At 69.2% G+C, this 14,772-nt stretch carries 17 protein-coding genes and 1 pseudogene; 6 read left to right on the top strand and 12 right to left on the bottom strand.

Annotation, left to right across the window (positions count from 1 at the left end):
• Nucleotides 1-31: 31 nt before the first annotated feature.
• Nucleotides 32-457 (top strand): OsmC family protein, encoded by a 426-nt coding sequence (locus SLUN_RS30910; protein ID WP_108153243.1) that lies wholly within the window; start codon nt 32-34, stop codon nt 455-457.
• 121 nt (nt 458-578) lie between these two features.
• Here the strand turns inward: SLUN_RS30910 and SLUN_RS30905 are convergent, their stop codons facing one another.
• Entirely contained in the window at nt 579-992 is a 414-nt protein-coding gene (locus SLUN_RS30905) for an organic hydroperoxide resistance protein (protein ID WP_108153242.1), read from the bottom strand.
• Nucleotides 993-1,089: 97 nt separating this feature from the next.
• On the opposite strand from SLUN_RS30905, the gene SLUN_RS30900 reads away from it, so the two are divergent.
• A complete protein-coding gene (locus SLUN_RS30900) occupies nt 1,090-1,593 on the top strand; it encodes a MarR family winged helix-turn-helix transcriptional regulator (RefSeq protein WP_108153241.1) in 504 nt (167 codons plus the stop codon).
• A 69-nt stretch (nt 1,594-1,662) separates the two neighbouring features.
• Here SLUN_RS30900 and SLUN_RS30895 read toward each other — a convergent pair whose 3' ends face one another.
• On the bottom strand, nt 1,663-2,892 hold the full coding sequence (locus SLUN_RS30895) for a S1 family peptidase (protein ID WP_108153240.1): 1,230 nt from the start codon (nt 2,890-2,892) through the stop codon (nt 1,663-1,665).
• Nucleotides 2,893-3,086: 194 nt separating this feature from the next.
• On the opposite strand from SLUN_RS30895, the gene SLUN_RS30890 reads away from it, so the two are divergent.
• Entirely contained in the window at nt 3,087-3,962 is an 876-nt protein-coding gene (locus SLUN_RS30890; RefSeq protein WP_108153239.1) for a polysaccharide deacetylase family protein, read from the top strand.
• On the opposite strand, the gene SLUN_RS40145 is transcribed toward SLUN_RS30890, so the two are convergent.
• A complete protein-coding gene (locus SLUN_RS40145; protein ID WP_170146625.1) occupies nt 3,959-4,135 on the bottom strand; it encodes a hypothetical protein in 177 nt (58 codons plus the stop codon). The two genes, SLUN_RS30890 and SLUN_RS40145, sit on opposite strands and share 4 nt — an antisense overlap.
• Before the next feature lie 69 nt (nt 4,136-4,204).
• Nucleotides 4,205-4,882, bottom strand: coding sequence for an AIM24 family protein (locus SLUN_RS30885; protein WP_108153238.1), 678 nt, complete (start codon nt 4,880-4,882; stop codon nt 4,205-4,207).
• Nucleotides 4,883-4,954: 72 nt separating this feature from the next.
• Between SLUN_RS30885 and SLUN_RS30880 the strand changes: the two genes are divergently transcribed.
• Nucleotides 4,955-5,704, top strand: coding sequence for an aminoacyl-tRNA hydrolase (locus SLUN_RS30880; protein ID WP_108153237.1), 750 nt, complete (start codon nt 4,955-4,957; stop codon nt 5,702-5,704).
• Between the two features lie 574 nt (nt 5,705-6,278).
• Here SLUN_RS30880 and SLUN_RS30870 read toward each other — a convergent pair.
• From SLUN_RS30870 to SLUN_RS42440, 4 genes are read right to left on the bottom strand one after another with little or no spacing between them, the layout of a single operon-like run.
• Nucleotides 6,279-7,067 (bottom strand): ABC transporter ATP-binding protein, encoded by a 789-nt coding sequence (locus tag SLUN_RS30870; protein ID WP_108153235.1) that lies wholly within the window; start codon nt 7,065-7,067, stop codon nt 6,279-6,281.
• Nucleotides 7,064-7,960, bottom strand: coding sequence for a nitrate ABC transporter permease (gene ntrB / locus SLUN_RS30865; protein WP_217502214.1), 897 nt, complete (start codon nt 7,958-7,960; stop codon nt 7,064-7,066). Before ntrB ends, SLUN_RS30870 begins: the two co-directional genes overlap by 4 nt.
• Nucleotides 7,957-9,189 (bottom strand): CmpA/NrtA family ABC transporter substrate-binding protein, encoded by a 1,233-nt coding sequence (locus tag SLUN_RS30860; RefSeq protein ID WP_108153234.1) that lies wholly within the window; start codon nt 9,187-9,189, stop codon nt 7,957-7,959. The genes ntrB and SLUN_RS30860 overlap by 4 nt, the downstream gene beginning before the upstream one ends.
• Before the next feature lie 45 nt (nt 9,190-9,234).
• Nucleotides 9,235-10,086, bottom strand: coding sequence for a transposase (locus SLUN_RS42440; RefSeq protein ID WP_371413878.1), 852 nt, complete (start codon nt 10,084-10,086; stop codon nt 9,235-9,237).
• On the opposite strand from SLUN_RS42440, the gene SLUN_RS30850 reads away from it, so the two are divergent.
• Nucleotides 10,050-10,292 carry an IS3 family transposase gene (locus SLUN_RS30850; protein ID WP_306610758.1) on the top strand — a complete coding sequence of 81 codons (243 nt, stop codon included), beginning with the start codon at nt 10,050-10,052 and terminating at the stop codon, nt 10,290-10,292. The genes SLUN_RS42440 and SLUN_RS30850 overlap by 37 nt on opposite strands.
• A gap of 29 nt (nt 10,293-10,321) precedes the next feature.
• A pseudogene (locus tag SLUN_RS30845) lies at nt 10,322-10,630 on the top strand (sulfurtransferase); the annotation flags it as partial.
• Nucleotides 10,631-10,642: 12 nt separating this feature from the next.
• Here SLUN_RS30845 and SLUN_RS30840 read toward each other — a convergent pair.
• The 4 genes from SLUN_RS30840 to SLUN_RS30825 all read right to left on the bottom strand — a co-directional run bounded on the left by SLUN_RS30840 (nt 10,643) and on the right by SLUN_RS30825 (nt 14,735).
• A complete protein-coding gene (locus SLUN_RS30840) occupies nt 10,643-11,407 on the bottom strand; it encodes a phosphate ABC transporter ATP-binding protein (protein ID WP_257153947.1) in 765 nt (254 codons plus the stop codon).
• A 149-nt stretch (nt 11,408-11,556) separates the two neighbouring features.
• Nucleotides 11,557-12,528: a sortase gene (locus SLUN_RS30835; RefSeq protein WP_108153230.1), complete on the bottom strand. Its 972-nt coding sequence runs from the start codon at nt 12,526-12,528 to the stop codon at nt 11,557-11,559.
• Nucleotides 12,525-13,823 (bottom strand): Ig-like domain-containing protein, encoded by a 1,299-nt coding sequence (locus SLUN_RS30830; RefSeq protein ID WP_108153229.1) that lies wholly within the window; start codon nt 13,821-13,823, stop codon nt 12,525-12,527. Before SLUN_RS30830 ends, SLUN_RS30835 begins: the two co-directional genes overlap by 4 nt.
• Before the next feature lie 15 nt (nt 13,824-13,838).
• Complete coding sequence (locus tag SLUN_RS30825; RefSeq protein ID WP_108153228.1) at nt 13,839-14,735, bottom strand: hypothetical protein; 897 nt, start codon at nt 14,733-14,735, stop codon at nt 13,839-13,841.
• Between the last annotated feature and the right edge of the window lie 37 nt (nt 14,736-14,772).

The raw sequence follows: 14,772 nt of genomic DNA, 5'->3' as shown, positions 1-14,772 counted from the left end.
AATCCCCCTCAGCCACCAGAAGGGAAACATCATGGCAGCCACGCGTACGGCGCACACGGTCTGGGAAGGCGATCTGCTGAAGGGGTCGGGCACGGTCACCCTCGACTCGTCCGGCATCGGCAGCTACGCCGTCAGCTGGCCGGCCCGCACCGAGCAGGCCAATGGCAAGACCAGCCCGGAGGAGCTCATCGCGGCCGCCCACTCCAGCTGCTTCTCCATGGCCTTTTCGCACGGTCTGGCCGGCGCCGGCACACCGCCCACCCGGCTGGAGACCAAGGCCGATGTGACCTTCCAGCCCGGTGAGGGCATCACGGGTATCCACATCACCGTGGTGGGCGAGGTCCCGGGTCTCGACGAGGACGCGTTCGTCGCGGCCGCCGAGGACGCCAAGAAGAACTGCCCGGTGAGCCAGGCTCTGACGGGTACGACGATCACGCTCACCGCCTCGCTCGCCTAGAGACAAGTGGCCCGCATGGTTTCCGCGTCACCGGTCTGCGTGACGCGTACGTGCGGGCCACAACTCTGTGCCGCGGACGGGGAGTTGCCCTGACCTGCGGGGCCCGCCACGCCCCGACCGACTACTCGATGACGAGCTCGACCGGGATGTTGCCCCGGGTGGCCTTGGAGTACGGGCAGTAGGCGTGGGTCTTCTTGAGGAGGGCGTTGCCCGGCTCGCCCTGGAGGTGGTCCGGGAGCTCGACGCGCATCACCACGGAGAGGCCGAAGCCGCCGTCGGTGTCCTTGCCGATGCTGACCTCGGCGGTCACCGAGACGTCCTTGACGTCGATCTTCTCCTGGCGGCCGATGGCACCCATCGCACTGGCGAAACAGGCGGCGTACCCGGCGGCGAAGAGCTGCTCGGGGTTGGTTCCCTGTCCGTTGCCGCCCATCACCTGGGGGAAGGCGAGCGGCAGGTCGATGTGGCCGTCGGAGCTGACCGCACGGCCTTCGCGGCCGTTGGCGGTGGCGACAGCGGTGTAGAGCGCGTCCATGAGTTGCATCCCTCTTCGTCCGTGGGAACCGATGGCAGAACTATGGCACGCAATTCAGTTGTGCACAACTAGATGATGCGAGGTATACCCTGGTTGCATGGAGAAGACGACGCTGACGACCGTGCCGGACGAGGATTTCCTCCGCCTCGACCACCAGATCTGCTTCTCGCTGCACGCCGCCTCCCGCGCCTTCAACGGCGTCTACCGGACGGCGCTGAAGGACCTGGGCCTCACCTACCCGCAGTACCTGGTGATGCTGGTCCTCTGGGAACACGGCGAGCTGCCGGTCAAGCGGATCGGTGACCATCTGCGGCTGGACTCGGGCACTCTGTCGCCCCTGCTCAAGCGCCTGGAGTCGGCGGGATACGTGGAGCGCAGGCGCAGCCCGCAGGACGAGCGCTCCGTCACCGCCCGGCCCACCGAGGCGGGCGCCGCGCTGCGCGAGCAGGCGCTGGACGTGCCGCGGAAGATCGCGACGGCCACCGGTTTGTCCCTGCAGCAGATCCGCGACCTGCGCGCGGGCCTCGACGCTCTGACCGCGCACCTCGACACGGCCGAGCTCGACAGCTCTGCCGCCGACTGCGCGCAAACGGAGGAGTAACGCGGGCGGAGGAGCGAGGGAGTACGGCCCCGAGCATCCGCCGATGCCCGGGGCCACTTCCCGTGGGTGTCAGCCGGCGTTCTGGCCGCTGCCGTCGTCCGCCGCGCCGTCGCCGTTGCCATCCGCCCCGGCACCCTCACCGGCGTCGCCGTTGCCGGCATCCTGACCGCCGTCGTCCTGTCCGGCGCCGTCGCCGATCTGGGCGCCCACCGCGGCCAGCGCCGTCGTCACGGGCTGGAAGAACGTCTCGCCACCCGCGGTGCAGTCACCGCTGCCGCCCGAGGTGAGGCCGATCGCGCTGCCGTCCTGGGTGAAGAGGGAGCCGCCGCTGTCGCCCGGCTCGGCACACACATCGGTCTGGATGAGACCGCTGACGGTGCCCTCGGGGTAGTTCACGGTGGCGTTGAGCCCGGTGACCTGGCCGTCCTTCAGCCCGGTGGTGCTCCCCATGCGGAACACCTCCTGGCCGACCGCCGCATCGGCGGCCTGCGTGATCGGCACGGTCTGTCCGCCGCCGACGTTGACCTCGCTCGGGGCGTCCGTCGCCGGGTCGTCGTACGTGACGAGCGCGAAGTCGCCGTCGCCCGGGAACGTCGCCGCCTGGACCGTACCGATGGGCGCGCCGTTCTGCTCCGCCGACCACTGCTCGGCGGCGACACCGCAGTGCCCCGCGGTCAGGAAGCCGGACTGGCCGTCCTGGGTGGTCACATTGAAGCCGAGCGAACAGCGCGAGCCGCCGCCGAAGATGGCGTCGCCGCCCGAGACGAAGGGCTTGAACTCACCCGCGGACTTCTGGATCCGGGCCACGCCCGAACCGAGTGACTTCACGGCCGATTCGAGTTTGTCCCACTTCGCACCGGCGACCGTACGGTCCGCCGTGACCAGGATCTGGTTGTTCCTCGGGTCGACGGCCCACGCCGTACCCGGAATGGTGGCCTTCTGGGCCAGCGTGCTCGCGGCGGACTTCAGTTCGGTCGAGCTGTTCTCGACCTCCTTCGCCACCGCTCCGGCCTCGTTGACCTGGCCGATCACGTTGTTGCTGTCGCCGACGACGTTGACGATGACCTGCTGCTTCTCGGCGTCGTAGTACGCGCCGCCGTACGCCTCGCCGAGCTTCGGGCCCAGCTGCGAGACGAGATCCGCCGCCGACGCGGCGCTCATCGTCCTGGGCGCCGACCGCGAATCGGCCCCGGACTGTGAAGCGTTGGCGTGGGGCAGCAGCATGGCCGCCGCGGCGATGCCCACCGCCCCGGCTCCCGCGAGAACGGCCTTCCGCTTGGGTATTCGCCTGTGACTCAACTCGTCGCCTCCTGTTGGGGGTACGGAGTCCGGTTGCCGACGGAAACCGGGGGACGCGTCCGACCCTTGATACGGATGGGGCGGGAGTTGTACTCATCCACGGCGCGGAAGAAGTCTTCTGACTGACCGTGAGGCACCCTGACGCGGGAGCGGTTTGCACGTCTATTGTCCGACTGATCGTATAGTTTCCATCGATGACCACTTTTGTACGGAGATTGACAGCCGTTACCGTCATGGGCGCCGCACTCGTCGGCTGCGGCAGCGACAGCGGCGCGGGCAAGCCCTCCCGCGGCGGCACCGCCCCGCTCGCGCCAGAAGCGCTCGAGCGAGAGGCCCCCACCGTCGCACCCGGGCCCGGCGGGCTGGCACCCGTCTTCGAACGCGGGAGCGGGTCGGCGGCGAAGACCGTCGCGCTCACCTTCGACGCCGATATGACAGCCGATCAGGGACCCAGGGCGGCCCGCGGTGAGCGCTTCGACAACCCCGCCCTGATCGCCTCACTGCGGAAGCTGAACATCCCCTCGACGGTCTTCATGACGGGCCGCTGGGCCGAGGAGTACCCGGACCAGGCGAAGGCCATCGGCAATGACCCCACCTTCGAGATCGCCAATCACTCCTACAGCCACTACGCCTTCAAGTCGCCCTGTTACGGCCTGCCGGTGGTCGGGAAGAGCGCCATGCGCGCCGATGTGGACCGGGCCTTCGCCGCGTTCAAGAAGGCCGGGGCGCGCAATGTGGTGCCGTACTTCCGCTTCCCCGGCGGCTGTTACAACGACGACGCCCTGCGGGCCATCGCCCCGGCGAAGGTGACCGCGGTCCAGTGGGACGTGGTCAGCGGAGATGCCTTCGCCACGGACGCGGACGCCGTCGCCGAGCAGGTGCTCGCGGGCGTGAAGCCCGGGTCCGTGGTGGTGATGCACTGCACGCGCAGCGCCGCCCCGGTCACGGAACAGGCGATCCGGAGGATCGTCCCGGAGCTGCGCCGGCGCGGCTACCGCTTCGTGAAGGTCTCGGACCTCATGCGCGGGCAGGGCACGCGAGCCCGGCAGGATCCGAAAGACACGGCCTAGCCAGAGCAGGCCGTGCGCTGGGCCTCCTGCCACTCGCAGACCGGGCAGAGCGTCGCGCCCTTGACCGACTCCGGGTACTCCGTCGGCTTCCGGCACAGCACACAGTCGGCAAAGGGAGGGCCGCCGGCCGCCATGGGCGCGGGGGCCGGCGTCTCGCAGTACGACTCGTCCATACGTACGACTTTATCTCTCGCCGTACCCACCCCGGTGCGCGCTGACTGCGCAGACCACCGCCGGCGGCGTCAGTTGGCCGATGCCTTGTGCGGGGTGAGCTCGCTGGGCCGTACGATCACGAATCCCTCGCCCTGGAGCATCAGCTGGACGGCCTCGCCGGAACCGCCGCGGATCATCGAGCCGACGGACTGCGAGCGGTGCAGCGAGGTGTTGAGCTGGGCGCTCCAGCCGACGACCGCGTCCGTGTCCACGTACACGGGCTGCTGACCGGTGACGGGAATCACGATGGGGTTGCCCTCGCAGATCACGGCGAGCTTCCCGTAGCCCGTGAAGAGGCTGTTGAAGAGGCCGCCGCCGCTCATGCCGGCGCCCTTCACCGTCTTGATCTCGTAGGAGAGGGTCGCGTCGAAGCAGAGGACATTGCGGCCGTTGACGGTGAGCGCGTCGCCCTGCTCTATGTCGACGATGAAGCAGTTCGCGGCCTCGTGCGCGAACCAGGCCTCGCCCTGGCCACGGACCGCCATCAGCGGCAGGCCCTCTCCGGTGACGGCCCTCTTGAGCATGCCGCCAATGCCCTGGCCCTTGCGCTCGAACTGGAGGTTGCCGCGGAAGGCGATCATCGATCCCTGTCGCGCGTGCATCTCGCCGTTGACGGCGTACTTGATCGACTTGGCGTTCTGGAGGCTCATACCGGGCACGGTGGCCGGCTGGGCCATGTTCTCGGAGGCAAAAAGATCGCTCTTCATGGGGTGCATCGTGGCCCGGAGGTACTCATTCCGCCAACATTCCCGACAAGAGCGGCTGGCAGACTGGGTGGTGTGAGCAGCGACGAAACCCGCCCCGACAGTTCTCCCGGCAGTCCCTTCGAGCACGCGAGCATCTCCCGCGACGAGGCCCCGCAGTTCGTTCTGCCGCTGGTGGTGCGCATCGAGAAGGCCGAACCCCCGGCCCGTACCGACGCGCTGGAGACCGCGGCCCGCGCGGTGCTCGACATCCTGAGCGACGAGCGGTCGCTGGGCGAGGGCGAGTGGGCGCAGGCGATGCGGGACTGGCAGGACGCCCGGATCCGCAAAGTGGTGCGGCGGGCGCGCGGCGCGGAGTGGCGCAAGGCCTCGGCGCTGGCGGGCATCACGGTCAGGGGCGAGGCGGCCGAGGTACGGGTCTTCCCGCCGGTCCCGCTGGACGGCTGGCCCAAGGAGCTGGCCAGGCTCCAGGTGTCGGGCACAGACCTGGACGACCCTGAACCGCCGGCGGCGCCCGGTCCCGGCATGCCCGTGCTGTGGCTGAACCCGGATCTGGCCATGTCGGCGGGCAAGGCGATGGCGCAGGCCGGGCACGGCGCGCAACTGGCGTGGTGGGAGCTGTCGGAGGCGGACCGCAGGGCGTGGCGCGAGTCCGGTTTCCCGCTGGCCGTACGCACCCCGGACCCGGATTACTGGCAACAACTCACGGTCAGCGGCCTGCCGGTGGTGCGCGACGCGGGCTTCACGGAGATCGCCCTCGGGAAAACGCTTGTAGTCGAAGGGGGCAGTCGCTTCTGCCCTCTCCCGCGCGAACGACGGCCGTAGGCGGGCTACTTCTGCATCCCGCCGCGGGAGTGATGGGGGCGTGCATGTGCCTCGACACTCAGCGGACTCGGGTGACTGTCAGAGGTTGGACGAACTGCGCTCGTGCATCGACTACTGCGGGATTCTGGCTGGATTGTGAGGAGCGTCCGAGCCGAATTGTCGTTCACCGCAATCCTGCATGCGCCTCCGGCGGCGGATGTCGGCCGCTCGCCGGTGAAGTAGGCGGTTCTGACGGCGCCTGCCGACCATCGCTCCGCCGCCATAGGACTGATGCCGAGCAACCGTTGCAGCACCGCCGGCCCGACGGTCGGTCCTGCGCCACGGGTCCGCTACACACTGACGTGGTAGAGGGGCGAAGAATGTGGCGGGCTTCTCGCGCCAGCTGATCCCGCACAAGCAGTGCTCCGATCGTCTCGGAAAGTCGCAGCGAGCTGCGCTATGGCGGCCTGAACCGGACAAGTGCGAGGTGACTGCGGGCGGTGGTCTCGGCGTGGAGGGACCGAGACCACCACCCGCAGTCACCTCACCCCAATCGATCGCTCGGCAGACTTGTATCGACCCTGGGACCGCCGGGCTACGCGGCCGCCGCCTGGTCGGCGAGCAGCAGGTCGGCCAACTGCTCCTGGGTACCGGCGTATGCCGGGTGGTTGGTGATCGTCGCGCGGTCCCGAGGACGCGGGATCGGCACCGGGATGATCGTGCGCACCGACGGCTGCGGCGAGTTGGACATGACCACGATCCGGTCGGCGAGCAGAATCGCCTCATCGAGCCCGTGCGTGACCATGAGCACCTTCTCGGTCTCCGACTCGTTGCCCCACAGCTCGACGAGTTGTTGCTGCAATCGCGAGCGGGTGAGCGCGTCCAGCGCACCGAACGGCTCGTCCAGCAGCAGGGTGCGGGGTCCCACTGCGAACGCCCTGGCGACCGCGGCGCGCTGAGCCATGCCGCCCGACACCTGACCTGGGCGCTTGTCGCGGTGCTCCCACAGCCCGACGGCGGTCAGATACCGCTCGACCATGTCGTCGGCCTTTGTCCGGGACCAGTCCGGCCGTGCCGCGCGGACGGCCTCGCGCACATTGGCGAGAAGGCTCAGCCTGGGCAGCAGTGAGTAGTTCTGGAAGACCATCGCCCGTTCCGGACCTGGCCCAGTGACGGCCTGACCGTCCACGACGATCTCACCCGCATCCGGGCGGTCAAGCCCGCCGACCAGATTGAGCAGCGTCGACTTGCCGCAGCCCGAGTGGCCGATGAAGGAGACGAACTCCCCTTCCTCGACGGTCAGGTCGACCCCTCGCAGAACATGCTGAGCGGCTGATCCCCTTCGGCGGAACGACTTGTGCACCCCGCGGATCTCGACGGTCACGACTGAACCTCCTCGATGGCCACCTTGCGCGAGAGCCGTACGAGGATCGCGTCAAGGATCAGACCGACAAGACCGATGAGCACGATCGCGGCGACGACCGAGCTGAGGTTGCCGGCGTTGTACGAGTCCCACACGAAGAACCCGATCCCGGAATTTCCGGAGAGCATCTCGACCGCCACGATGACCATCCAGGCGATGCCCATCGACAGCCGCAGACCGGTGATGATCGACGGCAGGGCGTTCGGTATGAGCACATGCCTCAAGTAGGCGATGTGACCGAAGCGGAAGACCCGCGCGACGTTGCGGTGATCCTGAGGGATCTCCGCCGCGCCGGCCGCGGTGTTGATCAGCGTGGGCCAGAGCGCAGTAATGAAGATCACGAAGATCGAGGCCTGGGAGGCGTCCTTGAACACGGCCAGCCAGATCGGAAACCAGGCCAGCGGCGACACGGGACGCAGCACCTGCACCACCGGGTTGAATGCCAGCCACGCCCGGCGGCTCGCGCCGATGAACAGGCCGGCCAGCACCCCGACCACGGCGGCCAGAGCGAAGCCCGTGAACACCCGCTGCAGCGACGTGGCCAGCTGGAGACCGACCCCCTTGTCGTTCGGGCCGTTGTCGTAGAACGGATCCGCCATCAGTTCGATCAGCGTCCGTGCCCCGTCGAGCGGGGCCGGGACGTCGGTCGAACGGAATGCGGCCAGCTGCCAGAGCAGCACGATGATCGCGGTACCGAGCACGGCCCATCCGATGCCGCGGCCCAGCTCGGCGAGCCGGCTCCCCCAGCCGCCGCTGGTGGGCGACCCAGGGGCGGCGGGGGGGCCGGGCCGCCCCGGCTGGGCGTCCGCCACAGCCGGTTCCGCCTGGTCCGTATGCGTCGGCGAGCTCGTCACAGCCGCTTCGCCTCCTCCGCCGGCTTCTTCGGGTCGAACATCGTGCTGTCGAGCTTCACGTGGAACGGGCTCATGTCGTCTCCCGGGACGTCGATGCCCTCCTTGGCTGCGACCTCCTCGTAAAGGTCGCGAAGGATGATCTCGTCAGCGATCTTGGTGTAGGGCGGCGCCTCCTTGAGGAGCCCGAAGCGCTCGTACTGGCTCAGGAACCAGATCGCGTGCCCGCGGCGCGGCGCGGAGGTCTGGCCGTCGCGGAAGAACATCATCTGGTCGCCGCTGAACTTCTTCGTGCCCAGGTCGGCCCCCAGCTCATAGCTGCCGAGCAGCCGGCCCTCGATGTCCTTGGCCGGTGCCTTGATGTACTTCGCGGCGCCGATCGTCGTCGCTGCCTTTTTCCGGTTGTCCAGGTCGTCGAGCCACTTGGCTGCCTTGAGGACCGCCCCCATCACATCGGCCAGCACGTCCTTCTTCTCTGCGGCGAACTTGGCGCCCGCGACCAGGGCCTTCTCCGGGTGGTGCTGCCAGATGTCCTGGGTGGTGATGTGGGTGAAGCCGATGTCCTGCTGGACGGCGACGGCGTTCCACGGCTCGCCGACGCAGTAGCCGTCCATGTTCCCGACCTTCATGTTGGCGACCATCTGCGGTGGCGGGATCGGAACGATCTTGACATTCGACAGATCGGCCTTGGTGGCCTTGAGCCAGTAGCGCAGCCAAGTGTCGTGCGTGCCGCCGGGGAAGGTCATGGCCAGGGTCGGCGACTTCTTCTCCAGCAGTGCCCGGGCTGCTCCCAGGTCCGCGTAGCCAGCGTCGGCGAAGTCCTTCTTGAGGGTGATGGCCTGGCCGTTGTTGTTCAGCACCATGGCGATCTTGAGGTCGGTGGAACCCTTGCCCGCGATCTTCGATGCAACGGACAGAGGGAGGCTGAAGAGGGCATGTGCGGCATCGATCTGCCCATTGAGCAGGTTGTCCCGGGTGGCGGGCCATGAGGCCTGCTTGATCAATTCAACATTGAGGTCACGCTCGGCGAAGTACCCGAGTTCCTTCGCCATCACCAGGGGCGCACAGTCGGTCAACGCGATGAATCCAAGTCGCACGGTACGGCCGGGCTTGGCTGATGAGGTCTTCTTGTCGGCCGATCCACACGCGGTGAGAGCGCTGCCGAGCGAGGCGGTAAGGGCGGCTGTTCCAGAGAGGCGGAGAAAGCCTCTACGCCCGAGGTTGTTTTCCATGGCCAGAAGGTATGGGTGCCTGGCGACGGCGGAATTGCGCGTATGTCAAGGATGTAAATCACACATCTCGCAGTCCCGTGGGCACGCAGTGTGAGGTGACCGAAACGAACAGCGACTCGGCTGGCGGGTCGTGGACTGTACGGGGAGGAGATGCCCGACGTCGCGATCACGAGGTTTGATGAGGCGCCTGGCCATGAGGCTGATGGCTGCCACATCGATCAAGGCAGCGGATCGATGTGGGGGCGAAGTCTCGAACCAGGCGGCCTCGGTGCATGAGCCAGCCGAGGTGGGTTCTTCGACCCATCGCCAGAGCTGGACGTTGAAGCCGCGGGATGTGAGGTCGCGTTGGACGATCTCGAGGTCGATGCCGCTTGCCGTTCTACGGCTTGGTTTCTTGTAGCCGTTGTGTGCCCACGCTTTGGTGATGGTGGGGTGGCGGTCGGCGATCTGGGCGATGAGATGGAGTCGTGGTCGCTGGCGGCGGTGACCGGGACGGCCAGGACGAGGCCGAGGGTGTCGGTGACGAAAGGCCGCCTGCGCGGTGACCTGGCGGCGTGCGAGACGGATGCTGCGGGTGAAAGAGAGCCGGTCGGTGTCGAGTCGGGCGGCATCCGCGGTGTCGTGCATCAGGCTGCGGATGGCGTAGTGAACCAGCAGATGGCCCCAGATCTCCTGCTCGACGCCGTCGGGTGAGCGGGAGCGAAGGACCTGGGCGGGGCCTCGCTGATGGGTCTTCAGCTCGTCCAGTGCGGTCTCGATCTCCCATCGTTCGTGGTAAAGGGCGGCCAGATCGGTGGCGGGCGCGGCCTCGGCGTCGAGGATCGTGGTGATCAGCCGGTAGGGAGCATCCTGCTCGGGGAATCCGGGGCCTTGCAGGGTGTACTCGACGACCCGCACGGTCGCTGACCGAGAGTTTCTGGCAGGGCCTGAAGAGGGAGACGATGCACACGAAGCTGTTCGCGACGATGAGCCAGGCCAGGCTGGAGATTTTCGCGTGGCTCACCTACAACAACGCCCGACGCCGGCACAGTGCACGTCCTACCTCCCCGATGGAGTTCGAACAGCAGCACCACAGGACAGCTAACCTCTCACTCGCCGCATGAACCCCTGTGTCCACACTCCGGGGGTCACCTCACCCCGTCACCTGCCCCAGGAGCAGGCACAGGTGCCCGGCCACATCCCCGGCGCGGCCAACGTCCCCTGGGCACAGGCGGCCAACGAGGACAAGACCTTCAAATCGGCCGACGAACTGAAGGAACTGTACGCGCGCAAGGGCATCACGCCGGACCGCGAGATCATCGCCTACTGCCGTATCGGAGAGCGCTCCTCGCACACCTGGTTCGCACTCCACGAACTGCTCGGCTATCCGGACGTCAAGAACTACGACGGCTCCTGGACCGAGTACGGCTCGCTGGTACGCGCTCCGGTCGAGATGGGGTGATGGTTGCCGGCCCTACCCGAAGCGGCCCTCCACGTAATCCGACGTCCGCGGGTCCGACGGCGCGGAGAACATCGCCGCAGTGGGGCCGTGTTCGACGATCGCGCCCGGCGTGCCCTGTTCCGCGAGGAAGAAGGCGCACTGGTCGGAGACCCGCGCCGCCTGCTGCATGTTGTGGGTGACGATCACGATCGTCACCTCGTGGACCAGCTCGCGGATCGTTTCCTCGATGCGGCGGGTGGACGTCGGGTCGAGCGCCGAGCACGGTTCGTCCATCAGGAGAACCTTGGGGCGGATGGCCAGTGAACGGGCGATGCACAGACGTTGCTGCTGGCCGCCGGAGAGCGCGCCGCCGGGCTGGCGGAGGCGGGTGCGGACCTCCTTCCAGAGGCCTGCCTTGGTCAGGCACTCCTCGACGAGGTCGTCCTTGGCCCTGCCGCCGGTCCGTACGCCGGTGAGTTTCAGGCCCGCGGTGACGTTGTCGTAGATGGACATCGCCGGGAACGGGTTCGGCTTCTGGAACACCATCCCCACCTGGCGCCGCGCCTCGGTCAGCCGCTGGCCGGTCGCGTAGACGTCCTGGCCGTCGACCAGCACCTCGCCCGCCAGGGAGGCGGACGGGATGAGTTCGTGCATGCGGTTGAGGATGCGCAGGAAGGTCGACTTGCCGCATCCGGAGGGGCCGATGAGGGCCGTGACCAGGCCCGTCGGCATGGTCAGCGACACGCGGTCGAGCACTTTGTGGTCGCCGAACCAGGCCGAGATCCGGCGGGCTTCCAGGGTCGCCCCGCCGGCGCCGGTGGCCCCGGTTGTTGCCCCGGTGGATCCCGCGGCTCCGGTGCTCCCCGCGTACGCCGGGAGCGGGACGGTGGTCTCGGTCTGGGTGGTCTGGTCGGTCACGGCACGTCCTTGTTCGGCGGAGACTGGGTTTACAGCAGGTTGGGGAGCAGCAGCGCCGCCTGGTCGGCGACCGCCAGGCCGAGGGCGCCCAGCAGCGGCACGCCCACCACCCACGTGTGCGGACGGCCCCAGCGGGCGTGCGCCCATGCGATGGCCGCGGCCGCCAGCACCAGCGCCTGGCCCCACAGCACGAGCGGCAGCCAGGCCGTCTGCTGCATGGCCATCGGCTTCTCGTCCTCCGGCAGGGCGCCGGAAGGGAGGGCAGCCGGCGGGGTGGGCTGGGCGTCCGAGACCAAGTCCGCGTCCACCCGCAGAATGCCGCGGGGCATGAACGGGGTGCCGTCGGCCGTGATCAGCGTGACGCGGCCACGGCCGCCGGTGAGCGCCGGCGGCTGGGGATCGCCCTCCCGCCGCGGGCCGATGACCCGGTACGTGTGCTTTCCCTGGCCCGTGGTCACGGTGAACCGGTCCCCCGCGGTCAGGTCCTCCAGGTGCCGGAACGGCCCGCCATAGGTCGCCTGGCGGCCCATGATCACGCTGACTCCGGACTGGCCCGGCAGCGTGGTGTCCCGGCGGTGGCCCGCCCCCCGCGCCAGGTCGTGTGCCGTGGTGCCCTCGCGGACGACTTCGCGCAGCTGGAGCACGGGGATCTCCAGCAGCGCCACCGGCGCGCCGGGCTCCGGCGCCACGCCGCCACCCTCGGAACGGCCGACGGGAGCTACCCCGTTGGCCAGGTCGGCCCGGAAACCGGCGTAGTCGACCTGCCGGTCGCGGGCATGGCGGAGGTCGCCCACGAGACCTACGTCGACGACGAATCCGAGCAGCAGCGCGGCGAGGATGCTCAGCGCCGCGCTGACGACGCGCAGTGCGGGGCCGGCGGCCGGGCGCGCCTGACGCGCCCGGCCGGACTCCGGAGATGACGGGTTGTCGGGCGACCAGCCGCCGGCCGGCGGCTGGTCGCCCTGTGCCACGGCGTCCGCCAGGGCACTCGGCGCTGTCATCCGATCCTCCGTGACACCGAGGTGGCGTAACCCCAGGCGTATCCGGGGCGCTTGGCCGTGATGGTGACGGTGAGCAGGTGGCCGCGGTCGGCCCTGGTCGGGTAGTAGGTCACGCGGGTCGCACCGGTGATCGTCCGCCCGTCGCGCTTCCAGGTGTAGCTGTACGTGGTGGCAGCGGGGGTCCAGGTGCCGGGCCTGGCGGTCTGCCGGTAGCCCACCCTGGCGGTGCCGGTGACCGAGGGCCTCGTCACGTTCTTCAGCGCCGGGCCCGCAGCCACGGTCACGGCCGCGCTGGTCGAGGTGGTACTGCCGGTGCTGTTGGCCGCGATCGCGCGGCAGGCCGTCTTGTGGTTGTAGTCGGCGGCGACGAGGGGGCGGGTGCGCGCGATGGCTCCACTGATCACTGCGCCGTCACGGAGCCAGAGGTACTTGATCGACGTCGCGCCGCCGAAGGCCACGGTGCAGGTGGCCGTGTAGCCGACCTTGAGGGTGCCGGTCACCTTCGCCGGTGTGACGACCGCCGGCGGCTTGATCTTGACCGTGTACGACAGGGCCGCAGAGGCCGAAGAGCCGTACACCGCCGGGTCCGACGGCGTGAACTGGGCCTTCAGTGAGTGGGCGCCGACGGCCAGGGCGGTGGTGGTCAGGGTGGCCGCTCCCGCCGACACGGCGACGGGGGTGCCGAGCTGGGTCGCCCCGTCCAGGAAGCGCACCGAACCGGCCGCCTCGGCCGGGGCCACCGTCGCCGTCAGCTTGACGGCCGTGCCCTGGACGACCGGGCTCACCGGAGCCGTCGCGAGGGTGGTCGTGGTCGCGGCGGCGGGAGCGGTGCTCTGGTAGGCGGTGTTGGAGGTGAACCAGATGGGGGCGGTGAAATCGCCGTACGTCGTCGAACCGAAGGCGGCCCGGCAGGTCAGCGTGAAGTCGTAGCGCCCGTCCAGCGTGGTGAACCCCGCCGTACTGGCGTAGTCACGCATCGTCTGCGTCAGCGGCACCACGGTGCCGCCGGTGCCCGTGGAACCGTACGTCTCGATCGGTGAGTTGCTCACCACGATCTGGCCCTCGGCCGGGAAGCCCGAGCCCTTCACCGCGACGATGAGGTTGGTGGCCTCGGCCGGGCACGGCCCGGCGGTGGTCAGCGTGACCCCGCTGGTGTCCGTACCGGCGGCCGGCGTCACCTCCATCGGGCCGAGGACATCGGCCCTGGCTCCGGTGGTGCCGAGCGCGAGCGCGCCGACGGCGAGGAGCGAGGCCAGCGCGACCGACAGGGGTCGGCGTGCAGTTCTGAACTTCATGGTGTCTCCCCCGCCTCAGACGTTCGGGGTGTCGGTGACGGTGAACTCGTCGCTCCGGCGGTTCCGGCGGACGACGGTGATGCCCGCCGCGACCAGGAGGGCCGACACCGCGCCGACCATGGCCACGTCGGTGCCGGTGGCGGCGAGGGATCCATTGCCGCCGCCCGAGGCACCGCCGTTGACGTCGGTGGAGATGCCCTGGGAGCCGCCGCCCGGGGTCGCGGTGTCCGTCGGCGTCGCGGTGTCGGTCGGCAGCGCCGTGTCGGTGGGCGTCGCCGTGTCGGTGGGCGTCGCGGTGTCGGTGGGCGAGGCGGTGTCGGTCGGAGACGCGGTGTCGGTCGGCGAGGCGGTCCCCGTGGGCGACGGGGGGGCGGTGCTGGTGGGCGCCGACGAGGACGGCGTGGCCGTCGGCCCGGCGGGGTCGGTGTTGCGGTACGCGGTGTTGGAGGTGAACCAGATCGGCGCGGTGAAGTCGCCGAGGCTGGTGCCGTTGAAGGCGGTACGGCAGGTCACCGTGAAGTCGTAACGGCCCTGCAGCGTGGTGAACCCCGCCGTGCTGGCGTAGTCACGCATCGTCTGGGAGAGCGGGATGATGAGCCCGCCGTCCGTTGTCGATCCGTAGGTGCTGAGCGGCGAGTTGCCGACCACGTTCTGGCCCTCGGCCGGGAAGCCCGAGCCCTTCACCGCGACGATGAGGTTCGTGGCCGCGTCCGGGCACGCCTTCGACGTGGTCAGCGAAATCCCGCTGGCGTCCGTGCCGGTGGCCGGGGACACCTCCGCCGAACCGACGACCTCGGCGTGCGCGGCGGTCGCGGTGAGCACCCCGGCCGCGCCGGACGCCGCGATCAGCGATCCGAGCAGGACGGCGGCCGGCCGGGATATCAAGGTGCGGGACTTGGTTGTGATGGACACGGTGTTCTCTCCCTGTGACTGATGGTTCAAGAGGTAT

Source organism: Streptomyces lunaelactis (genome assembly GCF_003054555.1).
Classification (GTDB): domain Bacteria; phylum Actinomycetota; class Actinomycetes; order Streptomycetales; family Streptomycetaceae; genus Streptomyces; species Streptomyces lunaelactis.
The sequence above is the reverse complement of the archived record's forward strand: the minus strand, read 5'-3'. Positions and strand labels throughout refer to the sequence as shown.

Bases quoted from the DNA above. Each gene is read 5' to 3' on its own strand.
- SLUN_RS30910 (WP_108153243.1), top strand. From the start codon at position 32: ATGGCAGCCACGCGTACGGCGCACACGGTCTGGGAAGGCGATCTGCTG.
- SLUN_RS30905 (WP_108153242.1), bottom strand. From the start codon at position 992: ATGGACGCGCTCTACACCGCTGTCGCCACCGCCAACGGCCGCGAAGGC.
- SLUN_RS30900 (WP_108153241.1), top strand. From the start codon at position 1,090: ATGGAGAAGACGACGCTGACGACCGTGCCGGACGAGGATTTCCTCCGC.
- SLUN_RS30890 (WP_108153239.1), top strand. From the start codon at position 3,087: ATGACCACTTTTGTACGGAGATTGACAGCCGTTACCGTCATGGGCGCC.
- SLUN_RS40145 (WP_170146625.1), bottom strand. From the start codon at position 4,135: ATGGACGAGTCGTACTGCGAGACGCCGGCCCCCGCGCCCATGGCGGCC.
- SLUN_RS30885 (WP_108153238.1), bottom strand. From the start codon at position 4,882: ATGAAGAGCGATCTTTTTGCCTCCGAGAACATGGCCCAGCCGGCCACC.
- SLUN_RS30860 (WP_108153234.1), bottom strand. From the start codon at position 9,189: ATGGAAAACAACCTCGGGCGTAGAGGCTTTCTCCGCCTCTCTGGAACA.
- SLUN_RS30835 (WP_108153230.1), bottom strand. From the start codon at position 12,528: ATGACAGCGCCGAGTGCCCTGGCGGACGCCGTGGCACAGGGCGACCAG.
- SLUN_RS30830 (WP_108153229.1), bottom strand. From the start codon at position 13,823: ATGAAGTTCAGAACTGCACGCCGACCCCTGTCGGTCGCGCTGGCCTCG.